This is a genomic window from Saonia flava (genome assembly GCF_011927795.1).
Lineage (GTDB): Bacteria > Bacteroidota > Bacteroidia > Flavobacteriales > Flavobacteriaceae > Saonia > Saonia flava.
In genome coordinates, this window is record NZ_JAATJJ010000001.1 from 2,251,093 (window position 1) to 2,269,843 (window position 18,751).

Annotated in this window: 18 protein-coding genes and 1 pseudogene; 14 read left to right on the forward strand and 5 right to left on the reverse strand. The window is 35.7% G+C overall.

Features of this window, described 5'->3' with window-relative positions; translation table 11 throughout:
• The first annotated feature begins 177 nt into the window (after window positions 1-177).
• The 11 genes and pseudogenes from purD to GGR42_RS16985 form a co-directional block, all read left to right on the forward strand.
• Entirely contained in the window at window positions 178-1,449 is a 1,272-nt protein-coding gene (gene purD / locus GGR42_RS09785) for a phosphoribosylamine--glycine ligase (protein WP_167963333.1), read from the forward strand.
• Between the two features lie 388 nt (window positions 1,450-1,837).
• Window positions 1,838-2,992 (forward strand): polysaccharide biosynthesis protein, encoded by a 1,155-nt coding sequence (locus tag GGR42_RS09790; protein ID WP_167963335.1) that lies wholly within the window; start codon window positions 1,838-1,840, stop codon window positions 2,990-2,992.
• Window positions 2,989-4,203 (forward strand): O-antigen ligase family protein, encoded by a 1,215-nt coding sequence (locus GGR42_RS09795; RefSeq protein WP_167963337.1) that lies wholly within the window; start codon window positions 2,989-2,991, stop codon window positions 4,201-4,203. The genes GGR42_RS09790 and GGR42_RS09795 overlap by 4 nt, the downstream gene beginning before the upstream one ends.
• Window positions 4,204-4,260: 57 nt before the next feature.
• Window positions 4,261-5,133: a sulfotransferase gene (locus GGR42_RS09800; protein WP_167963339.1), complete on the forward strand. Its 873-nt coding sequence runs from the start codon at window positions 4,261-4,263 to the stop codon at window positions 5,131-5,133.
• A complete protein-coding gene (locus GGR42_RS09805; RefSeq protein WP_167963341.1) occupies window positions 5,133-6,251 on the forward strand; it encodes a polysaccharide pyruvyl transferase family protein in 1,119 nt (372 codons plus the stop codon). Before GGR42_RS09800 ends, GGR42_RS09805 begins: the two co-directional genes overlap by 1 nt.
• Before the next feature lie 283 nt (window positions 6,252-6,534).
• Window positions 6,535-7,626 (forward strand): glycosyltransferase, encoded by a 1,092-nt coding sequence (locus GGR42_RS09810; protein WP_167963343.1) that lies wholly within the window; start codon window positions 6,535-6,537, stop codon window positions 7,624-7,626.
• Window positions 7,616-8,374: a polysaccharide deacetylase family protein gene (locus GGR42_RS09815; RefSeq protein WP_167963345.1), complete on the forward strand. Its 759-nt coding sequence runs from the start codon at window positions 7,616-7,618 to the stop codon at window positions 8,372-8,374. The genes GGR42_RS09810 and GGR42_RS09815 overlap by 11 nt, the downstream gene beginning before the upstream one ends.
• A gap of 29 nt (window positions 8,375-8,403) precedes the next feature.
• Window positions 8,404-9,171 carry a WecB/TagA/CpsF family glycosyltransferase gene (locus GGR42_RS09820; protein WP_167963347.1) on the forward strand — a complete coding sequence of 256 codons (768 nt, stop codon included), beginning with the start codon at window positions 8,404-8,406 and terminating at the stop codon, window positions 9,169-9,171.
• A complete protein-coding gene (locus tag GGR42_RS09825) occupies window positions 9,168-10,142 on the forward strand; it encodes an NAD-dependent epimerase/dehydratase family protein (protein WP_167963349.1) in 975 nt (324 codons plus the stop codon). The genes GGR42_RS09820 and GGR42_RS09825 overlap by 4 nt, the downstream gene beginning before the upstream one ends.
• Window positions 10,132-10,485 carry a cupin domain-containing protein gene (locus tag GGR42_RS09830; protein ID WP_209023953.1) on the forward strand — a complete coding sequence of 118 codons (354 nt, stop codon included), beginning with the start codon at window positions 10,132-10,134 and terminating at the stop codon, window positions 10,483-10,485. The genes GGR42_RS09825 and GGR42_RS09830 overlap by 11 nt, the downstream gene beginning before the upstream one ends.
• 142 nt (window positions 10,486-10,627) lie before the next feature.
• Window positions 10,628-10,837, forward strand: a pseudogene (locus GGR42_RS16985) (phosphoribosylglycinamide synthetase C domain-containing protein); the annotation flags it as partial.
• Here the strand turns inward: GGR42_RS16985 and GGR42_RS09840 are convergent.
• On the reverse strand, window positions 10,832-11,053 hold the full coding sequence (locus tag GGR42_RS09840; RefSeq protein ID WP_167963351.1) for a DUF6341 family protein: 222 nt from the start codon (window positions 11,051-11,053) through the stop codon (window positions 10,832-10,834). The pseudogene GGR42_RS16985 and the gene GGR42_RS09840 sit on opposite strands and share 6 nt — an antisense overlap.
• Before the next feature lie 39 nt (window positions 11,054-11,092).
• Between GGR42_RS09840 and GGR42_RS09845 the strand changes: the two genes are divergently transcribed.
• The 3 genes from GGR42_RS09845 to GGR42_RS09855 are packed head-to-tail and all read left to right on the forward strand — an operon-like array spanning window position 11,093 to window position 13,702.
• Window positions 11,093-12,028, forward strand: coding sequence for a DUF6427 family protein (locus tag GGR42_RS09845; RefSeq protein WP_167963353.1), 936 nt, complete (start codon window positions 11,093-11,095; stop codon window positions 12,026-12,028).
• A gap of 29 nt (window positions 12,029-12,057) precedes the next feature.
• Window positions 12,058-12,663 (forward strand): DUF4254 domain-containing protein, encoded by a 606-nt coding sequence (locus tag GGR42_RS09850; RefSeq protein WP_167963355.1) that lies wholly within the window; start codon window positions 12,058-12,060, stop codon window positions 12,661-12,663.
• Window positions 12,647-13,702: a glycosyltransferase family 9 protein gene (locus GGR42_RS09855; protein ID WP_317169678.1), complete on the forward strand. Its 1,056-nt coding sequence runs from the start codon at window positions 12,647-12,649 to the stop codon at window positions 13,700-13,702. The genes GGR42_RS09850 and GGR42_RS09855 overlap by 17 nt, the downstream gene beginning before the upstream one ends.
• 113 nt (window positions 13,703-13,815) lie before the next feature.
• Here GGR42_RS09855 and arsS read toward each other — a convergent pair whose 3' ends face one another.
• The 4 genes from arsS to GGR42_RS09875 form a co-directional block, all read right to left on the reverse strand.
• Window positions 13,816-14,871 (reverse strand): arsenosugar biosynthesis radical SAM (seleno)protein ArsS, encoded by a 1,056-nt coding sequence (arsS, locus tag GGR42_RS09860; RefSeq protein ID WP_167963357.1) that lies wholly within the window; start codon window positions 14,869-14,871, stop codon window positions 13,816-13,818.
• A gap of 32 nt (window positions 14,872-14,903) precedes the next feature.
• Complete coding sequence (locus GGR42_RS09865; protein WP_167963359.1) at window positions 14,904-15,239, reverse strand: arsenosugar biosynthesis-associated peroxidase-like protein; 336 nt, start codon at window positions 15,237-15,239, stop codon at window positions 14,904-14,906.
• A gap of 275 nt (window positions 15,240-15,514) precedes the next feature.
• Window positions 15,515-17,356, reverse strand: a complete 1,842-nt coding sequence (locus GGR42_RS09870) for a DUF885 domain-containing protein (protein WP_167963361.1) — start codon at window positions 17,354-17,356, stop codon at window positions 15,515-15,517.
• Between the two features lie 233 nt (window positions 17,357-17,589).
• On the reverse strand, window positions 17,590-18,642 hold the full coding sequence (locus tag GGR42_RS09875) for a ferredoxin--NADP reductase (RefSeq protein ID WP_167963363.1): 1,053 nt from the start codon (window positions 18,640-18,642) through the stop codon (window positions 17,590-17,592).
• Window positions 18,643-18,751 lie beyond the last annotated feature (109 nt).

Sequence of the window (18,751 nt, forward strand, 5' to 3'; positions counted from 1 at the left end):
AAAGCTGCTGAGAAACCTGCTTTATAATAAACTTCTAGCACACGCTCAAGATGACAATCGATGCAATGTTTAAATGGTAGGAATTTGTGTAATTCGTGTCAAAAGTATATTCAGATCATTTGAAAATAATCACTAAATTCAATTTGAATTGAATTATTTTTGCCAAAACATTGAATCATGAACATCTTGGTCTTGGGTTCTGGCGGACGCGAACATGCCATTTCTCTCAAAATTTCTCAAAGTCCTAAAACTTCTAAATTGATTGTCGCTCCTGGTAATGCGGGAACAGCTCAAATAGCCACTAATGTTGAGGTAGGAGTAAACGATTTTGAAGCCATCAAAAAATTGGTGATTAACAAAAGTATCCACTTGGTGGTGGTAGGACCTGAAGACCCTTTGGTCAATGGAGTTCATGATTTTTTCTTGAATGATGATGAGTTAAAGTCTATTCCTGTAATTGGACCTGAGAAGGCCGCAGCTGAACTTGAGGGAAGCAAGGAATTTGCCAAAGAATTCATGATGCGCCACAACATTCCCACCGCAGCCTACGAAAGTTTTACTAGGGAGTCTCTGGAAAAAGGTTATGCTTTTTTGGAAAGCCTAAGTCCACCTTATGTTTTAAAAGCCGATGGTTTGGCTGCTGGAAAAGGAGTTTTGATTCTAAAAGATTTACAGGAAGCAAAAGATGAACTCAAATCTATGTTGGTCGATTCCAAATTTGGAAACGCAAGTGCCACTGTGGTTATCGAGGAGTTCTTGAATGGTATCGAATTAAGCTGTTTTGTACTTACCGATGGAACCAACTACAAAATACTTCCAACAGCAAAAGATTACAAAAGAATTGGAGAGGGCGATACTGGACTCAATACAGGGGGTATGGGCGCCATTTCACCTGTTCCTTTTGTGGATGAAGTCTTAATGGATAAGATTGAGCAGCAAATTGTAAAACCGACCGTAGATGGCCTTAAAAAAGATAATTTGCCATATGTGGGATTCATCTTCATTGGTTTGATTAAAGTTGGTGTAGAACCCAAAGTAATTGAATATAACGTTCGAATGGGTGATCCTGAGACCGAAGTAGTGATTCCTCGATTAAAAAGTGACTTGGTTGAGGTGCTTTCTGCAATGGCCAATGGAACGTTGGACCAAATAGACCTTCAAATTGACAAGCGTGCAGCAACGACCGTAATGGCAGTTTCTGGAGGTTATCCAGAAGCGTACGAAAAAGGAAAGGAAATCACAGGAACCGAAAACATTCAAGATTCCATCGTTTTCCATGCAGGCACCAAGCTTTCAGATGGTAAAGTAGTGACTAATGGAGGTCGTGTAATAGCAATCACCTCCTTTGGAAAGGACTTTAAGGAAGCACTAAAAACATCCTATCAAAATATGGAAAAACTCCATTTTGATGGAATGTATTACCGTAAAGATTTAGGTTTTGATTTATAGAAAAATTAACCTAAAGCCAAGACAATCAGTACGGTATTTTAATCTCGAGTTATCTGCCCAAAGTCGGTTTGATTGTATTTATGTCTCGAAAAATTAGAAGGCCAAAAACAAAGAATGCTTTCCAGTCTTAAAAACTCTAAATTTTTACTTTTTTTTGATTAATAAATTGAGAAGCATCAAACATTTTGACACTAGATGAGGTACATCAAAGATTTATATCTTTGCAAGAGCAAACTTTTGGATTCAACCTTAAATAAGGTTAAACAACAGTCATTTTCAGATAAATTAATTATTGTGACACACAGAATTGCAAAAATATTTTCAAATTAAATATAAATCTCTTAGTAAAATGGTCATCAATAGTAAATTACACCTTCAGGCTTAAAATATGAATTTTAAGAATATATCTTCCATATTACTTCGGCTATCATCCAAAGTAGGTAGTGCCTTGGTTATCTTTGCAATAAGTTTATTTTCTTCAAAGGATTTTTTTGGGGATTTTCTGATATATTGGGGCATTGTAAGGGTAATGAGCGTTCTTACATCTTTTGGTTTGGACAATGGGGTTTTTGCTAAAAACAACCCAAAAGATATTTCCGATGAGATTCGTTTCATACTTATTTTTGGACATATACTGTTACTTGGAGGCGTCACAATGTCAATTAGCCCATTGACCACTCCCATACATAATATTATTGCATTGATATATGCGGCCATATTCACGTCCATAACCAGGGTGCTTTGTAGTTCAATGACCTACGATATGTCGTTTAGAAAGCCCATCTTGATTGAGGATGTAACAAAATCTATTTTACTTTTGGTTTCAGCACTGTTTTGCAGCGTGTATTACATTGACGGGATACCGATCGCCATCTTAGTTAGTTCTGCTATTCCATTTTTTTTGGCTTGGATAACCTTTGATGGAACTATCAAAATCAGGCCAGAGACCCAGAGAATATTCGTGTCCCTTAAAAAAATATGGAAATCCAATATTACCTATGCATTTCAAGGTGTTGGAACTGTTTACCTTTTTCAATTTGACAAGTTAAATGCGGCCTTATTCTTTGAAAAAGAAGTGGTGGCAAGTATTGGCGTTCATGGCCTTGTTTTTTTGGTATTTAGCCTAACCAAAGGCGCTATCAATTTTGTTGCCCTTCCAGCAATAAAAAAACATGGAGTAGCAGAATTTAAAAAACTTAGAAAAATTTCTTTTTTAATATCTGTCTTTTATTGTTTGATGTATTTCCTTTTCGCTAAAAGTTTATTTGCGCTCTTATATGGGAAACAATATGATTTTGTTTCGGAATATGGAATAATATATCTTATTGGCGGTGTACTGTTTCTGTCAGCTGGCCCGTTGGGACCATTGTTGGTAATCAACAAGAAAAAGAAGAAACTTTTTCTTATGGTTATGCTTCAATTGAGTCTTGTAGTGATTTTAAGTCTATTTCAGTTTATAGATGCCAAGGAAATATATTATTTGATGACTGTTCCCGCTGTTTGGACAGTTCATTTTTTATTTTCATACCTTAGGAAAAAATGAACTCCAAGACAACTAATTATATTCTCGTTTTATTGTTGTTGTTGGCTGTATATGGAAAAGGCCTTTTTCAAGACAGCATACATGTACATGATGTAGATCAAGCGAGGTCTGGCATCATAAAAATCGGTAATATTTTTTCATTGGGATGTCTATTATCCATTTTTTTGTTAAAAGGAAAGGTCTGGGGTATAACATTCAAATTCAATCGGGAAAACTGGCTAATGAATGGTTTTTATGCCTTTATGTTTTTAAGCGCAATTATCTCCCTAAACCCTATTATCAGTGTTTCAAAGTTTTTTCAACTACTTATTCTTATATATGCTGCTAGAACAGTTTTTAATCATGTAGGAAACGCACAGAATTTTCTGATCTCCTATAGAAATATTGTTCTTGTTTTTAGTGTTAGCTGTCTTTTATTTCCAGCTTCACAGGTGGGGTCTTTCATAGATCAAAACCGGATTGCGGGAAATTTATTAATGTATATCCCACCTAATGAAATGGCCGAGTTAGTACTTTTCTCACTGGCTTTTTCTGTTTTTTTATTTTATAGGAGACAACAAACTTTTATAGATGTCATTAATGTTATCGTTGGTATTCTAGTAATTTTTGGAACAAAATCGCGATTTGCATATTTGATTGTTGCATTAATAGTCTTTTTGTACCTGCTCACTAACATTAAGAGATTTGCAATTGTTTTTTTTGCTGGTTTTGTCATTATTCTTTATGCGGTCTTTCAAACCGATTTTATTGAGGTTTACATTTTGCGAGATGGGGATACTTCAAAGCTTCTCGAATTGACCGGGCGTGTAAAATATTGGGCCTTTGCAATAGAGAACATCGATTGGAAGTCATTGCTCATGGGTCACGGTTTTTACTTTGGATCAAGGTTTTATTTACCCACGATTGACCCTCATTTTGCTTATAAGAGCAATCTGGATAATACCTATCTCGAGATTTTATTCAACTCAGGCATAATTTCATTGATTCTGTTTATTCTTGTATTGGCCAAAATGTTCCATATTTCGTTGAAAAGAGGATATGATTCAATGCTTTTTATTTCATTCATCATGATTATTTCCGTAAAAAGCTTGATTGGCCCATCAATTGTAAAAGAGACTATTTCGCTGGTTTTTTTCTTTTTAATCTATCATTTTTGCAGACCTTTGGTTAAATATAGAATCAAACCGGTTTCTGGATATAATCAAGGGTAAGACTAGTATTAATTTATTGAGTAGTTTTACAAATTATTCATGGACACCTAAAATCATATGGACCTAGATTTTCTGTTAATTGGAGCGCAGAAGTGCGCCACTACTTGGATTTACCACTGCCTTAATGAGCACCCTGAGCTTTATGTGGGAGGAGGAAAAAATGAAACCTACTATTTTGGAGGCAAAACCTTTGATCAAAAAGGTCTTGATTGGTTCGAAGGTCTTTTTTCGGATGCTTCCACCTACCAAAAGCTTGGCAGTGCTTCTGTAGATTATATTTGGGACGTTGCATCCATAGAGCTGGCTCGCAAGCAATATCCTGACATTAAAATCATAGCTGCGCTTCGTAACCCTGTAGAGCGTACGATATCAGCTTTTTTTTGGCTAATGAGGAAAAACATTATCGAGGATGGGTCGCTAGAAGATGGTATTAGAAAGGCAATTGATGACTACAAATCTGGTTCTGACACTATTTATTCAGAATTGATCAGACGAAGTCTATACACTGATGCAATAATTGAACTTCATGAAAATTTTGAAAAAGATAACATTAGATTAATTTTGTTCGATGACATTCAAAATACCCCTAAAACTGTTTTGCATGGTATTTATTCTTTTTTAGGTGTTTCCCCGGGCTATATGCCATCCTCCTTAAAAAGAAAACCAAAGGGCAACAGCTATTCCTCGACACTTGTTTATCTAGAAAGAAAAATGCCCGTCAATAAATTTGCCACTAAGGTATTGAACGGTATTAGTGAGCTCATCAAGATATCGTCCAAAACCAAGAGCCCTCAATTAAACTCTGGGCTGACCCAAGAACTTTCGGATATATATAAGGGGCCTTTTGGCAGACTATACAATTGGCTGGAAGAAAATGGGTCGAATGATAATATGGCTATTAAAAAAGCAAAAAAAAGTTGGAATTTGTAATGGGAAGAAAAAATACATTTATTATTGGTCACTACGGAGGAGATAATTTCGGCGATGAATTTATGCTGGAAGCATTGCTTGAATATCTTGATACTGTCAAAATAATTGGTAAAATTTTTATTGTATGTAAAAAAAGACATAGTTCGGCAACTAAAGCTACTTTTGTCTCTCCAAGTTTCTTAAGCATACTCAAAGTCTTTTTCCAGACCAAAATATTAATTCTGGGCGGTGGTACGCATTTCCACGATGACTATCACAAAAAACGCCTGCAAAGGCACTATTTATACCTCACCAAGATATTGGCTATATCCTTATTATATAGGTTAAGTTTCAAAAAAGTGTATTATCTCGGGGTAGGATACGCTCCATTGGATTCTCCCCTAATCAAGAAATATACAAAGCTATCCTTGTTGCTTACCAACCACATTACCGTAAGAGACAAAATTTCATTAAAAAACCTGAACAACTTGTCAAGAAAACCATGTTCTTCGAGGGAACACCTTACGTTTGATTTGGCGTCTCTTCATAAAGAAGTGGGGCATATAAAGACAAAAGATGAAACACTAGTAGGTATTTCGCTTACTTCTTTCAGCTATTCATCCAACCCTAATGAAGATACTTTATGGGATGATTACATAATTCCTGAAATAGGGGCTATCTACAGAAATACAACTATATCCATCCGAATCTTTGTATTTAGAGGGGGACCTAAAGAATCTGATATCCCATTAAGTAAAAAATTGCAAGAACATTTATATAAAATTGACCCAGTTAGGATAACAACTTATGAGCATACAGATGACACTGAGAAATTTGTAGCTCCCTTGGTCGAATGCGAGTATTTTATTGCAACAAGATACCACTCTGCAGTAATTGCTTATTTGGTAGGGTGTAAGATGCTGATAATACCATATCATCAAAAACTAATTGATGTCGTGGACATGATAGACCTTGACATGCATGCCGTATTTGATTTAAGGGAACCTGAAACCTTCGCCTTTAAGTTCAAGGAGTTGTTGGCCAATGATAAAAGGTATATTCCTAGAGTACCCCCATTGAAAAACAAGGCCCTTACTTTGGACATTATGAATAGCATTTTTAATAAAAAAGAACAATAGTACAAGGTCGTGTTTTTATGAGAAACAGGCATTCGACCAAGGCATGTTGTGAATCCATTTATTAGGCCTGTGTGCTACCCACATAGAATTATCATGATTCTGAATGCATCTGAATCATAATAATTCCATATTTTTGCCTCTTGGGTTTGAGAGGCATAGCTTTTCAGGAAAAATGCCAGATGAAATCAAAAGCCAACACTTATTTAGCCTTCAAAAAAATGAACTCCGTTGACTAGAGATGTCGGTGCTATATCAGTCTTTGTATTCCAATAACAATAAGTAAATGAACTGCATTCATATATTATATACTAGAACTTTTGGAGGCCCTCATAACCAAGTTGTGCAATTGGCAATAAAAAAGGGCAAAAGACGACATATTATCATAGCCCCCAAAGGCATTTCTAAATTCGAGGCCATTCACAACAACAATGATATAATCTATTGTCCCTTGCGCCTATGGAGGCCTACCAAGAGAAATATTCCAACCGTTTTGTTTTTTCCGCTCATTTTGATTTTAGATACAATAAGGCTCTCTTTCAAGCTCAAAAGCCACCTTAATTCCAATACGGCAGTCATAAATTATGGCTCGTTATATATCACTGGTCTTGTTTTTTCCAAGACACATGGATTAAAAAGTATTTCTGAAATACCAGGGTTATTTACACCAAAGCCATTCAGAAAGATAATTGGAAACACGCACAAGTTCCTTGCCGATAAAATCCTTCTTACCGGCAAGTCTGTTGCAGCCGCATATGGCATTGAAATTAATGATTTCAACAAAGTTTTTTTTCCTCCGATACGAAAAGAAGTCATTGCTGAAAAAAGTAAAAAAAAGGGTGTTCTTACCATTGGAACCCTTGGAAATAGAAATTGGCAAAAGGCTCACGAAAGATGTGTGGAAATTGCACATTCACTGAACAACAACAATGTTGATTTCAATTGGATAATTCAGGGGAGAAACTCCAAAGGACAAGAAAACTATTATCAGCACGATGTAATGGACAAAGCCATTGATTTAAAACTTAATATGGTTAACTTTGTGTCTAATATGTCCCCGTCAGAACTATTTTCGCAAATAGACCTTTTTGTGCTCACGAGTAAAGTTGAAGGGGTCCCTACCGTAGTTCTCGAGTCGTGTGTAAATGGAGTGCACACTATTAGTTTATCTGTGGGGGCTGTAGAAGAACTCACACCGGTTTTTGATAATCTAACTGTATTGCCGGACACAGATAGCATAGCAAATTTCATATTAGAAAATAGACAGGAGATTATTGATGCCAGAAAAATGGTTTGCGATTACTCAGAAAAGCAGAAAAAGCTGGAGGAGGTAAATACTTTATTTTTTAAACCACATTATGAAGCGCTTGATTTTTAATTTCAATAGAGTTTTTTTTGATAAAATACTGAAAGATGGGGTTTATCCTCAGACCATACACATATTTCATCATTATTTCAAAGACGAAAACGCTTATCTAAAAGAATTTATACGATTTGCCCAAAATAAAGGATATGTGATAAGAGGCTATAATTATAATCAAAAAACCGGGGAAAAAGTAGTATATCTTAGTTTTGATGATAACTATGAAACATGGTATGAAATGGCTCAAATGTTAAAGGAAGAAGGTGCCACCTGCACTTTTTTCATCAATTTTGCGCCAAACTTGATGAGTGATGGTCTTATCAACGCCTATTATAATTCTCTAGGCTTGATAAATGGCAAACCAATTGGGCTTGATAAAATTTCAGACCTAATTCAACAAGGATTTGATTTTGGGAATCATGGACTTTCTCATGTTACTTTTAGTGATTTGCAATTGTCCCATGTGAAAACTGACCTTGACCTAAACCGAAACTTTTTTCAGCGGCATTTCGAAGCAAAATTGACAAATGTGGCTTTCCCGTATGGTTCAATGAGATATTTCAAAAAAGAATGGATAGATGAAATTAGCGAGGAATTTGGCACTATATACGCAGGTCATCCCCTGAGCCAGACCGAAAATAATGACAAATTTGTTTTCAGGTCTCCGTTATACATCTCCGAAAGCTTTGAATTCAATTTAAAAATACAAAGGATTTCAAACATCAAGCCAAGCCTAACTTTTGGTAAAAGCTTGATTGGATGAGCAATGATTAGCATGAAAAACAACAAATAGTGAAGCAGGAAGTAAAAATTTTAGGAATAAATATATTTGCAATAAACATTGAAAAGGCGGTAGACCTACTTTTACATACCAACAATGGCTCTTCTCAATCAAGGTGTGTGAGTGCCACAGGGGCACATGGCTTGGTATATTCCAAAAGAAATGAAGGATTTAGGCAAATCCTTCATTCATTCTTTCTCAACCTTCCTGATGGCATGCCCTCTGCTTGGATAGGCAGATTAAAAGGAGCAAAAAAAATGAAGCGATGCTATGGTCCAGATTTCTTTAAAGAAACCATGATTGCATCAGCAAGCACAAATACGACCCATTTTCTTTGTGGAGGAAAAGAAGGTGTAGCAGACAAACTAAAAAAAGTCTGCGAAAACCAATTTGAAGCAACAATTTCAGGAACATATTGTCCTCCCTTCCTCGATGTGTACGATTATGATTATCCGGCCATTGCAAAAACCATCAATGAAACAGAAACTAACATTGTGTGGATAGGTCTGAGCACTCCGAAGCAAGAGGTTTTTGCATGCAATCTATCCAAATATACTAAGGTCGATTATATATGCTGTGTTGGTGCGGCATTTGATTTTCATATTGGCAATGTAAAACAAGCGCCTAGTTGGATACAAAAATTAGGTATGGAATGGTTCTTCAGATTGCTGATGGAGCCGAAAAGATTATGGAAAAGATATTTTGATATTGTTCCTTTTTTTATTTATTATAACTTTGTTGAATTAATCAATGGAAACTTTTTAAAAAAAAAAACATGAAAAAAGCTTTAGTATGCGGATCTGGAGGATTTATCGGGGGACATCTTGTAAACCGCTTGAAAAAAGAAGGGTATTGGGTTCGAGGAGTTGATTTAAAAGAAAACGAGTATGGAAACAACAATGCCGACGAGTTTATCATAGGAGACCTTAGAAATATTGATGTTGTCAAACAAGTGGTGACAGAAGATCTTGATGAAGTATACCAACTTGCCGCCGACATGGGTGGCGCAGGGTTTGTGTTTACTGGTGATAATGATTCCGATATTATGCATAACTCAGCATTATGTAACCTTAATGTATTGGAAGAAGTAAAAAATAAAGGGGTAAAGAAAGTTTTTTATTCCTCATCAGCTTGTATGTACCCCGAGTATAACCAAATGGATCCTGAGAATCCCAAATGTTCTGAAGATTCTGCATATCCAGCCGCTCCAGATAGCGAATATGGCTGGGAAAAGCTCTTTAGCGAACGGTTATATCTTACATATCATAGAAACCATGGAATAGAAGTAAGAGTCGCTCGTTTTCATAATATTTTTGGCCCCCAAGGTACTTGGGACGGGGGTAGAGAAAAGGCTCCTGCCGCTCTTTGCAGAAAAGTGGCAGAAACAGAGGACAATGGATATATCGAAGTTTGGGGAGATGGTAAGCAAACCCGTTCATTTTTATTGGTCGACGAATGTGTTGAAGGAATAAGAAGGCTTATGGAGTCTGATTTTATAGGGCCTGTAAATATTGGTTCGGAAGAAATGATATCCATTAATGACTATGCAAAAATGATTATTGACATCTCTGGAAAGGACATTTCCATTAAAAATATTGAAGGCCCAACAGGTGTGGCTGGTAGAAACTCTGATAATGCATTGATTAGGGAAAAGCTAGACTGGGAACCATCAATGAGCCTAAGGGAAAGTACCGAAATCACATTCAAGTGGATTTCTAAACAGTTAAAAAGCAGGAACCTTGTCAACTAAGGTTAAGTTATTTGAATACATACAAAACATTGAAGGTGAGTCCACGGCTCACCTTTCTGGGCTAAAAAAGGTTTTTTTAAAGAATACTGATACCAATTCCAAGCTAACTCAATTTGCCCATGGTTTGTTTATGCCAGGAGAAGTTTGCGAACTTCATGCACATCCAACAATGGATGAACTTTTTTATTTCATCAACGGAACAGGGATTTACAAAGTTAATGACGAAGAAATAAAGTTAAAACCGGGAACTTTTATTAGAATACCTGCCAAATCTCAACATGAGTTGGTTAATAACGGAAAAAATAACTTGGAGTTTGTATATTTTGGAATAGCGCTGGATTAAATTTCGCAACCTTTTTTAATTACATATAGTATAGGCATACAGGTTTTAAGCGGAATTATGACCATAGAGCTATCAATAATTAAACTGAAACCTTTATTAATTATCTTAAGGGCTGTCCTAAAACATATAAAAAAAAGTAAACACCGGAACCGAAAACATTAAAGATTCAATCATTTTCCATACAGGCACCAAACTGTCAGAATGAAAAGTAGTCACTAATGGGGGTAGGGTCATGGCAATCACTTCTTATGGAGGCAATTTTAAAGAAGCATTGCAAAAATCATATCAAAATATGAAAAACTTACATTTTGATGGAATGTACTATCGTAAAGATATTGGATTTGACCTATAGGTAAGAGTGGGAAGAAATACTTTTATCCTCTTCACCATTGTCACTAAATGTTTTAAGCTGTAGCATCCAATAAACCATGGCTACTGCACCTATCAGCATAAAAATCCAGTTGATGGAGTTTGAAGCCCACCAGCTTTCCATAAAACGGAACATATCATAGGGAGCAAAAAGAACATTGACAAATAAATCCTCTATACCTTCAAAAAATGACTTCATCTTAGTTATATTTACGATACAAAAATAGTAAAACCCAAGATGATTTCAAGCATTTTTGGAAAAACAAAGCCTATAAGTTTCATTATTGTGCTTTCCTTTCTGTTCCTTTTTTATTGGGCTACCTCTTTTTTATTGTTTTCAAAGAACATTTTAATTGGAACAATTTCCTTGGAACTTTTTTATCTAGTGGCATTATTGCTCAGTATTTTTGTTGTGAATTTTATAGTAAGTAGGAATAAGTTAACAGGTGCAAATACATACACCATACTTATATTCACGTTGTTTATTTTGGTTTTTCCTAGGGTAATGGCAAATGGGAAAGCAATATTATCGGGACTATTTATCCTTATTTCCATTAGAAGGTTGATCAGTATTAAGACGCTGAACAATGTAAAGAAGAAAATTTTCGACGCTACAAGTTGGGTGCTAATATCCAGCTTGTTTTATGATTGGGCCCTGCTTTATTTGGTCTTGGTCTTTATTACTATTTATTTCTATCAGCCAAAAAAAATTAGAAACTGGCTGGTCCCTATTGTGGCTTTTTTTGCAATATCAATTATTATATACAGTGTTTTATTGATTACTGGTAATATTGAATTTTTAGAAAACCATTATTTGTTTTCCTTTAAGATTGATGATGGGATTTTTCAAAATTGGAGAAACCACACGTTGGTCTTTTTATATATTTTGAGTGTGGCTTTTTCTATTTTCTTTTCATTTGTAAAATTGGGAAAAACAGGGCTGGGAAGGGTAATTTCTCTTAGATTGATACTTATTTCCCTCATAGTCGGACTAGTGGTGTTTGTTTTAAAAAATTTATCAGAACCTGTACTTATTTTTACATTCTTTCCTGCTGCGGTATTTGTAACCAATTATATAGAATCCATAAAGCGACCAAATATCAAGGAAACGGTTTTAATATGCTCTGTTGTTATCTCTATCGGCATTGCCATATCTGGCTTTTTCATAAAATAAATACGGTATCTTTGTAAAAAATTCTATGTATGTTTAGCGAGTATGCCTATTCAATTTTTTTGAAAAGTATAAAACAGTATCATATTGAGGATACCGTAAATCAAGTTTTTGAAAACCCCTATGAGAAGGAAGACATAGCACATTTGTTGTATAGAAAAAACTGGATAGATACTGTGCAATGGCATTATGAGGACATTATTAGAGACCCAAACATTAATCCGAATGAAGCTTTGACTTTAAAGCGAAAAATTGATGCCAGTAACCAAGATAGGACGGATTTAGTAGAATATATTGACAATTATTTTCTTAATAAGTACGAATCGGTTAAAATTAATGAAGACGCCACTATTAATACTGAAAGCCCGGCTTGGGCAATAGACAGGCTATCCATTCTGGCACTTAAAATCTATCATATGCAGGAGGAGGCAACCCGAATTGACGCTTCCCCTGAACACTTGGATAAATGTCAACTTAAACTTGATATTTTATTGGAACAAAAGAAGGACCTTTGTAGCGCCATAGATCAACTTATAGGAGACATTGAAGCAGGTAATAAGTATATGAAGGTCTATAGGCAAATGAAGATGTACAATGATGAAGAGTTAAACCCGATTCTTCGTGGGCAAAAGCAGTAAAAAGAAAGAACTATCACATTTACTGGTGATACGCCTCTCGGCCATGGGCGATGTTGCCATGACTGTTCCCGTACTTTATGCATTGACTCGCCAATATCCTGAGTTAAAAATAACAGTCCTTACTAGGGTTTTTTTTAAACCCATGTTTTCCCAGCTAAGAAATGTATCCATATTTGAAGCTGATGTTAATGGAAAACACAAAGGAATTCATGGGTTGTGGAAACTTTTTAAAGAGCTAAAAACGCTTAAAATTGATGGAGTGGCTGATCTTCACAATGTTTTGCGAAGTAATATCCTTAAAAAGTTTTTTAAGAGGGATGACATTCCTTTTGTACAAATAGATAAAGGTAGAAAAGAAAAAAAGCGACTTATATCTTCAAAAAATAAAATCTTTAAACCTTTAAAATCTACCTATGAAAGATATGCGGATGTCTTTAAAGAATTAGGTTTTCCACTGGAGTTCAAAAATAAGGAGTTCTTAACCAAAGAAGCACTTTCTAATAAGGTTCAAAAAATAATTGAACCCGAAACCAAAAAATGGATAGGAATAGCACCCTTTGCGGCATTTGAAGGAAAGATGTACCCACTTCATTTTATGGAAAAGGTGATAGAAAAATTAAATAATACCGAAAAGTATAAAATATTATTATTTGGCGGCGGGGGCTTAGAAACAGAGAAACTTAACCAACTTTCCAAAAAGTATTCAAACGTAATTTCCATTGCCGGTCTACTTTCCTTTGAGGACGAACTTTTGGTTATTTCTAATTTGGATGTAATGGTGGCAATGGATAGTGGCAATGGGCACTTATCGGCAATGTATGGAGTGCCAACAATAACCTTATGGGGTGTTACACATCCTTTTGCCGGTTTTTCACCTTTTGGTCAAGATATTAATAATTCAATTTTGGCGGACAGGGATAAATTTCCATTCATTCCAACATCTGTCTATGGAAATAAATTTCCAAAAGGATATGAAAAGGTAATGGAAACTATTCAACCAGAACAAGTCGTTCAAAAAATACTTCAGCTGTTGAATTAGATTAGGGTTTTTATGTTGATGTTTGATAATACCTTAAAGCAATCTCTCATCATAATTTACAAGGCTATCAGATTCATCTGATCTATCTTAAAACCGATTTTCTTTTCTTTGAATTAAGCTACTGTTCCTTGGCAACTGCTACCAGCACCAGCTGTACAACCATAGCAATGTTGGGATATTATAATGTTTCGGTCTGTTAATACTTCTTCATTATAATCTTTAATGTGTTTTATTTTACTGGCAACTTTTAAATCCAGCATTTGGTTAAAATCACAATCGTACAACCAACCGTCCCAACTAACGGATATGGTATTGGTACACATTACATTGGCAACAGCAGCTGGATTATAAGCTTCTACAAGGGCATACATATAATCCTCATAATTTTCAGAGGCTAATAAGTAATCCAAAAATCTGGAAATTGGTAAATTGGTAATGGCAAAAAGATTGTGAAACTCTATATTAAAATCCTCTCGTAGTGCTTTTTTAAAATCTTGTTCTAAAGCTATTTGGTCACCTGGAAGATATGCTCCAGAAGGATTGTAGACCAAATCTAACCTTAGGTCACTATCTGGTATACCATAACCCACGGTGTTAAGCTCTTGCAGTGCTTTTATGGATTTATCAAAAACGCCATCACCACGCTGCTTGTCAGTTTTGCCCCTTGTATAATGTGGCATGGACGAGACAACATGTACATTGTGTTTTTTAAAGAATTCTGGCAAATCGTAATATTTTTTATTGGCTCGTATAATGGTAAGATTAGAGCGAACAATAAAATCTTTTACCCCAGCCCTGGATGCCTCTTCTACAAACCATCTAAAATTTGGATTCATTTCAGGAGCTCCACCTGTAAGGTCTAGCGTATGTGCTCCGGTATTCTTAATTACTTCCAGACATTGCGCCATGGTTTCTTTGGTCATAATCTCTTTTCTGTCCGGACCTGCATCCACATGGCAGTGTGCGCACACTTGATTGCACATATATCCTACATTTATTTGAAGAATTTCCAATTTTGTTGGACGCAGAGGAAAATGACCTATTTCTGCTATTTTATCCTTAAAATAAGGAAGTTCCCCATCAGCAAAAATGCCATTGTTCAACACCTCCAATTGTTTGTTGGCAGATGAAAGTTCACTTTGTTGTGCTTTTAAGGATTTTGTCGCCATTATTTTTGTTATCGGTTGGTAAAACCTACCCTTTACATTGATAATTTATTATACTTGTTCATCATCTGCACTCCATGTACTAAAGTGGCACCACTTTCAATTGCGGCACCAGCATGTACTGCCTCCATCATTTCTTCTTTTGTAATGCCACGCTGTAAGCCATCTTTGGTATATGCATCTATACAGTATGGGCATTTTACAACATGCGCCACTGCCAATGCAATCAAAGACTTTTCTCGAGCAGAAAGGGCCCCTTCCTCGAATACCTTACTATAATAATCAAAAAATTTACTTCCTAATTCCTCGCTCCATTCTGTAATATTTCCAAATTTTCGTAAATCTTTCGGGTCGTAATATGAGTCTGCCATTTTGTAATGTTTAGTATTGTTTTGGGGATAAACTTACGATAAAAACCTATTTTGGGTTTGGTCGATACCATAAATAGTTCTTTACAAAAGATGTTGGATAGTTTTAAATTTATAGGAAATATAACAACCATAGGCCTTTACTGCCTATGCTGTAAAAATTTTGGGATTAAACATGAAAATAAAACAATAGGACAGAAAGCTTGAAAGGTATTAAACGTATAAAACCCCTAAACCTATTTAAAAGGCTTAAGGGGTTTTCTAAATAATTACGTCTTTTATCCTTTAATTTCTTTTTTGGAATTTATCCATGCATTGACTCTACGTTCCAATAATTCCAAGGGTAGGGCACCCCCTCCAAGTACTGTATCATGAAACCCTTTAATGTCAAAATTGTTTCCTAGTTCTGCTTCTGCCTTTTTACGCAATTCCTGAATCTTAAGCATTCCTATTTTATAAGAAGTAGCTTGTCCTGGCATTACCATATAGCGTTGCACTTCTGCTTTTATGGCTCCTTGTGAAATGGAAGAGTTTTCGGTAAAATATTTTATCCCGTCTGCTTCTGTCCATCCTTTTGCATGCAGTCCGGTATCCACTACTAGTCTAATTGCTCTCCAAATCTCATTTACTAAACGTCCAAAATCATAGTATGGATTCTGGTATCCGCCCATTTCTTTTGCCAAAGCTTCTGAGTACAACCCCCAGCCTTCGCTGTATACGCTGAACCCTGCTTGAGTCCTAAACTTAGGAACAGATTCTAATTCTTGGGCAATAGAAATCTGCATATGATGACCAGGATTTCCTTCATGATAGGCTACGCCTTCCATGGTTGATTTAGGCATGGCATTCATATCCGACAGATGCACATAGTATGTGCCAGACCTTGATCCATCCGGTGTTCCTGCAGAATAGTGCTGAGGAGCACCATCTTGTTCTCTAAAAGCCTCAACACGTTTTACCTCTAATTTAGCTTTAGGTAGAATTCCAAAATAGTCGGGTAATTTCTTTGTTAGGTCATCCAGATATTTGGTGGATTCATCTAAGTAAGCCTGTCTCCCTTCATCGGTATTTGGAAAGAAAAATTGCTTGTCAGTATTTACAAACTTAAAGAATGCATTTAAATCCTCCTTAAAACCAACTTTTTCTTTAATGGCCATCATTTCACCTTTAATTCTGGCAACTTCTTTTAAACCAATCTCATGAATTTCATCTGCAGTGAGCCCAGTTGTAGTAAAGACCTTTAACCGGTAATTATAAAAATCTTTTCCATTAGGGTGTCTACTAACACCTGTAGGAGTTTCTTCGGCGTTGTCAATCTCGGTTTCTAACCACGCTAAAAGATTGTCGTAAGCTGGTTTAAAATAATCTATAAGGGCTTTCTCCGATTTTTCTTTGAGAGAATCCGCTTGCTCGGAGGTTATTTTGCCATCGGACAAAAGCGCCTCAATTTTTCCGTTCATATCGCTCAATAAAGGGGAATTTTTTTCACTTTCGGAAAAAGGCTTACCCTCTATCAAGGCCTTAGTTTGCTTAATGACAGTTTCAAAGGCAAATTTTGGAGGTAGAATACCTAGGGTGGCCTGTTCTTTTGCCCTGTCAACCAATTGATTCATTGCTCTTCCCGTTTCTTGAATCCTCGAGACATAGGCGTTCATATCGGCAAGACTGTCCACTTTGTGAAAATTGATTAAATAACTTGGAAGACGCGTATGCATTCCCCGCATTTGATCAAAAACATAATCCGTGTCTCTATAAGCAACACCTTCTTTTAAAGTCTCATATTGATATACCCATAAATCATATGAAGTTTGGTCGGCCTCATCCAGACTATTATAGTCGAATTTTTCTTTTAGCTCGTTGGTGCTTTCCGAATACCATGCCAATTGTTCATCCTCGGCCTCTTTGCTTAAGTCATCAATTTTATCATATTGGTCTTTTCTTCCTAATGCAGTAAGATGTAACGGGCTCATCTGAAGTACTTCCTCGTACTTATCATCAAACCATTGGTTTAGGGCCTCCGTTTGGTTGACTTCTTGTTTAGGGGATTCTTTACAGGAAGAAATCAATAAAAGAATAAATAGAAAGGGTATTACAATACTTGAAGAGGTGAATTTTTTCATGATACTAGTTTAAAGGTTATAACACTGAATATAGTATGGGTGCACTCCTAAACTAAATAGAGAACGCTTTGTTAAAAATATAGCAATCCTGACAATTATATGTCTTTACAAAGAGAATTTTCTTTGAAAACAATCTCAAAAGACAATATTGACCCATTAACAATATGTTCAATTTATACAAGTAGTATTTTTAAGGAAAAAAGGAATTGGTTTATTTAGCAGGTATATTAATCTTATACATCATCATAGTCCAGTTTCAACTTTGATGTGGTAGGATGTGCTTGGCAAGTTAAAATTAACCCCTCTGCAATCTCACCATCTGTTAAAATCTGGTTTTGGACCATTTCCGCCTTTCCTTCAACAACTCTGGCAATACAACTACTGCATACCCCACCTTGACAGGAATAAGGAGCATCGATATTTTCCTTTAATACGGCGTCCAGGACCAATTTCTTCTTATCCATAGTAAAATGGAAAGACTCATCATCTAGAACAACCTCTACTTGGGTTTTTCCTTCTAATTCTTCGGCTAAAAGATCTTCACTTTCTTCAGGAGTTGTAAAAAGCTCAAAATGAATTTTGTCTTCAGAAATCCCGGAACTTTTTAGAGTATCGGAAACCAATTCTATCATTTCCTCTGGACCACAAAGATAAAAGGCATCAAAGGAAGTTTCCTTGAACTGGTTTTTTAGTATATAATTGACCGATGAGGTTTCTATTCTCCCAAAAAGAGCATTTTCTTCTTGAGCACGACTAAAGACATATTTAACAAAAAATCTATTGGTATATTTTTTTGACAATTCTTGGATTTCACTATAAAACATGGTCTCTTCCGGAGATTTATTTCCGTAAACCAAAACAAATGTACTTGCATCATTATCTTCCAGCACTGTTTTAGCAATACTCATTATGGGGGTGATGCCACTACCTGCAGCAAAAGCAGCAATATTTTTTGGTGTGCCGGAGGGTTTAAAAATAAAACGCCCTTCAGGGATCATAACTTCTAAAACATCACCAACCTTTAGTTCTGTATTGGCGTAAACAGAAAAGGTACCATCATCTACTTTTTTTATTCCGACCGTTAATTTATTTGAGGAAGGAGCCGAAGAAATGGAATAAGCTCTTCTTAGTTCTTGTCCAGCCACCATATGCTTAATAGTAATGTACTGGCCAGGACTATATGTATATGCGTCTTTTATATTTTCTGGTACAATAAAAGTTATAGCGACCGAATTAGGAGTGAGTTGATCTACTGCAGAAACGGTAAGGGAGTGAAAAATGCTCATTAAATAAAAATTTGTGCAAAATTAAGGAAACAACAGGCCATTTTTATTGGGATTATGAAAAATTTAGTTCTTGGTGTAACAAAAATTGTATTTTAGTTACTTATCCTAG

Bases quoted from the DNA above. Each gene is read 5' to 3' on its own strand.
- purD (WP_167963333.1), top strand. From the start codon at position 178: ATGAACATCTTGGTCTTGGGTTCTGGCGGACGCGAACATGCCATTTCT.
- GGR42_RS09845 (WP_167963353.1), top strand. From the start codon at position 11,093: ATGATTTCAAGCATTTTTGGAAAAACAAAGCCTATAAGTTTCATTATT.
- GGR42_RS09800 (WP_167963339.1), top strand. From the start codon at position 4,261: ATGGACCTAGATTTTCTGTTAATTGGAGCGCAGAAGTGCGCCACTACT.
- GGR42_RS09840 (WP_167963351.1), bottom strand. From the start codon at position 11,053: ATGAAGTCATTTTTTGAAGGTATAGAGGATTTATTTGTCAATGTTCTT.
- GGR42_RS09865 (WP_167963359.1), bottom strand. From the start codon at position 15,239: ATGGCAGACTCATATTACGACCCGAAAGATTTACGAAAATTTGGAAAT.
- GGR42_RS09825 (WP_167963349.1), top strand. From the start codon at position 9,168: ATGAAAAAAGCTTTAGTATGCGGATCTGGAGGATTTATCGGGGGACAT.
- GGR42_RS09795 (WP_167963337.1), top strand. From the start codon at position 2,989: ATGAACTCCAAGACAACTAATTATATTCTCGTTTTATTGTTGTTGTTG.
- arsS (WP_167963357.1), bottom strand. From the start codon at position 14,871: ATGGCGACAAAATCCTTAAAAGCACAACAAAGTGAACTTTCATCTGCC.
- GGR42_RS09870 (WP_167963361.1), bottom strand. From the start codon at position 17,356: ATGAAAAAATTCACCTCTTCAAGTATTGTAATACCCTTTCTATTTATT.
- GGR42_RS09805 (WP_167963341.1), top strand. From the start codon at position 5,133: ATGGGAAGAAAAAATACATTTATTATTGGTCACTACGGAGGAGATAAT.
- GGR42_RS09790 (WP_167963335.1), top strand. From the start codon at position 1,838: ATGAATTTTAAGAATATATCTTCCATATTACTTCGGCTATCATCCAAA.
- GGR42_RS09875 (WP_167963363.1), bottom strand. From the start codon at position 18,642: ATGAGCATTTTTCACTCCCTTACCGTTTCTGCAGTAGATCAACTCACT.
- GGR42_RS09810 (WP_167963343.1), top strand. From the start codon at position 6,535: ATGAACTGCATTCATATATTATATACTAGAACTTTTGGAGGCCCTCAT.
- GGR42_RS09850 (WP_167963355.1), top strand. From the start codon at position 12,058: ATGTTTAGCGAGTATGCCTATTCAATTTTTTTGAAAAGTATAAAACAG.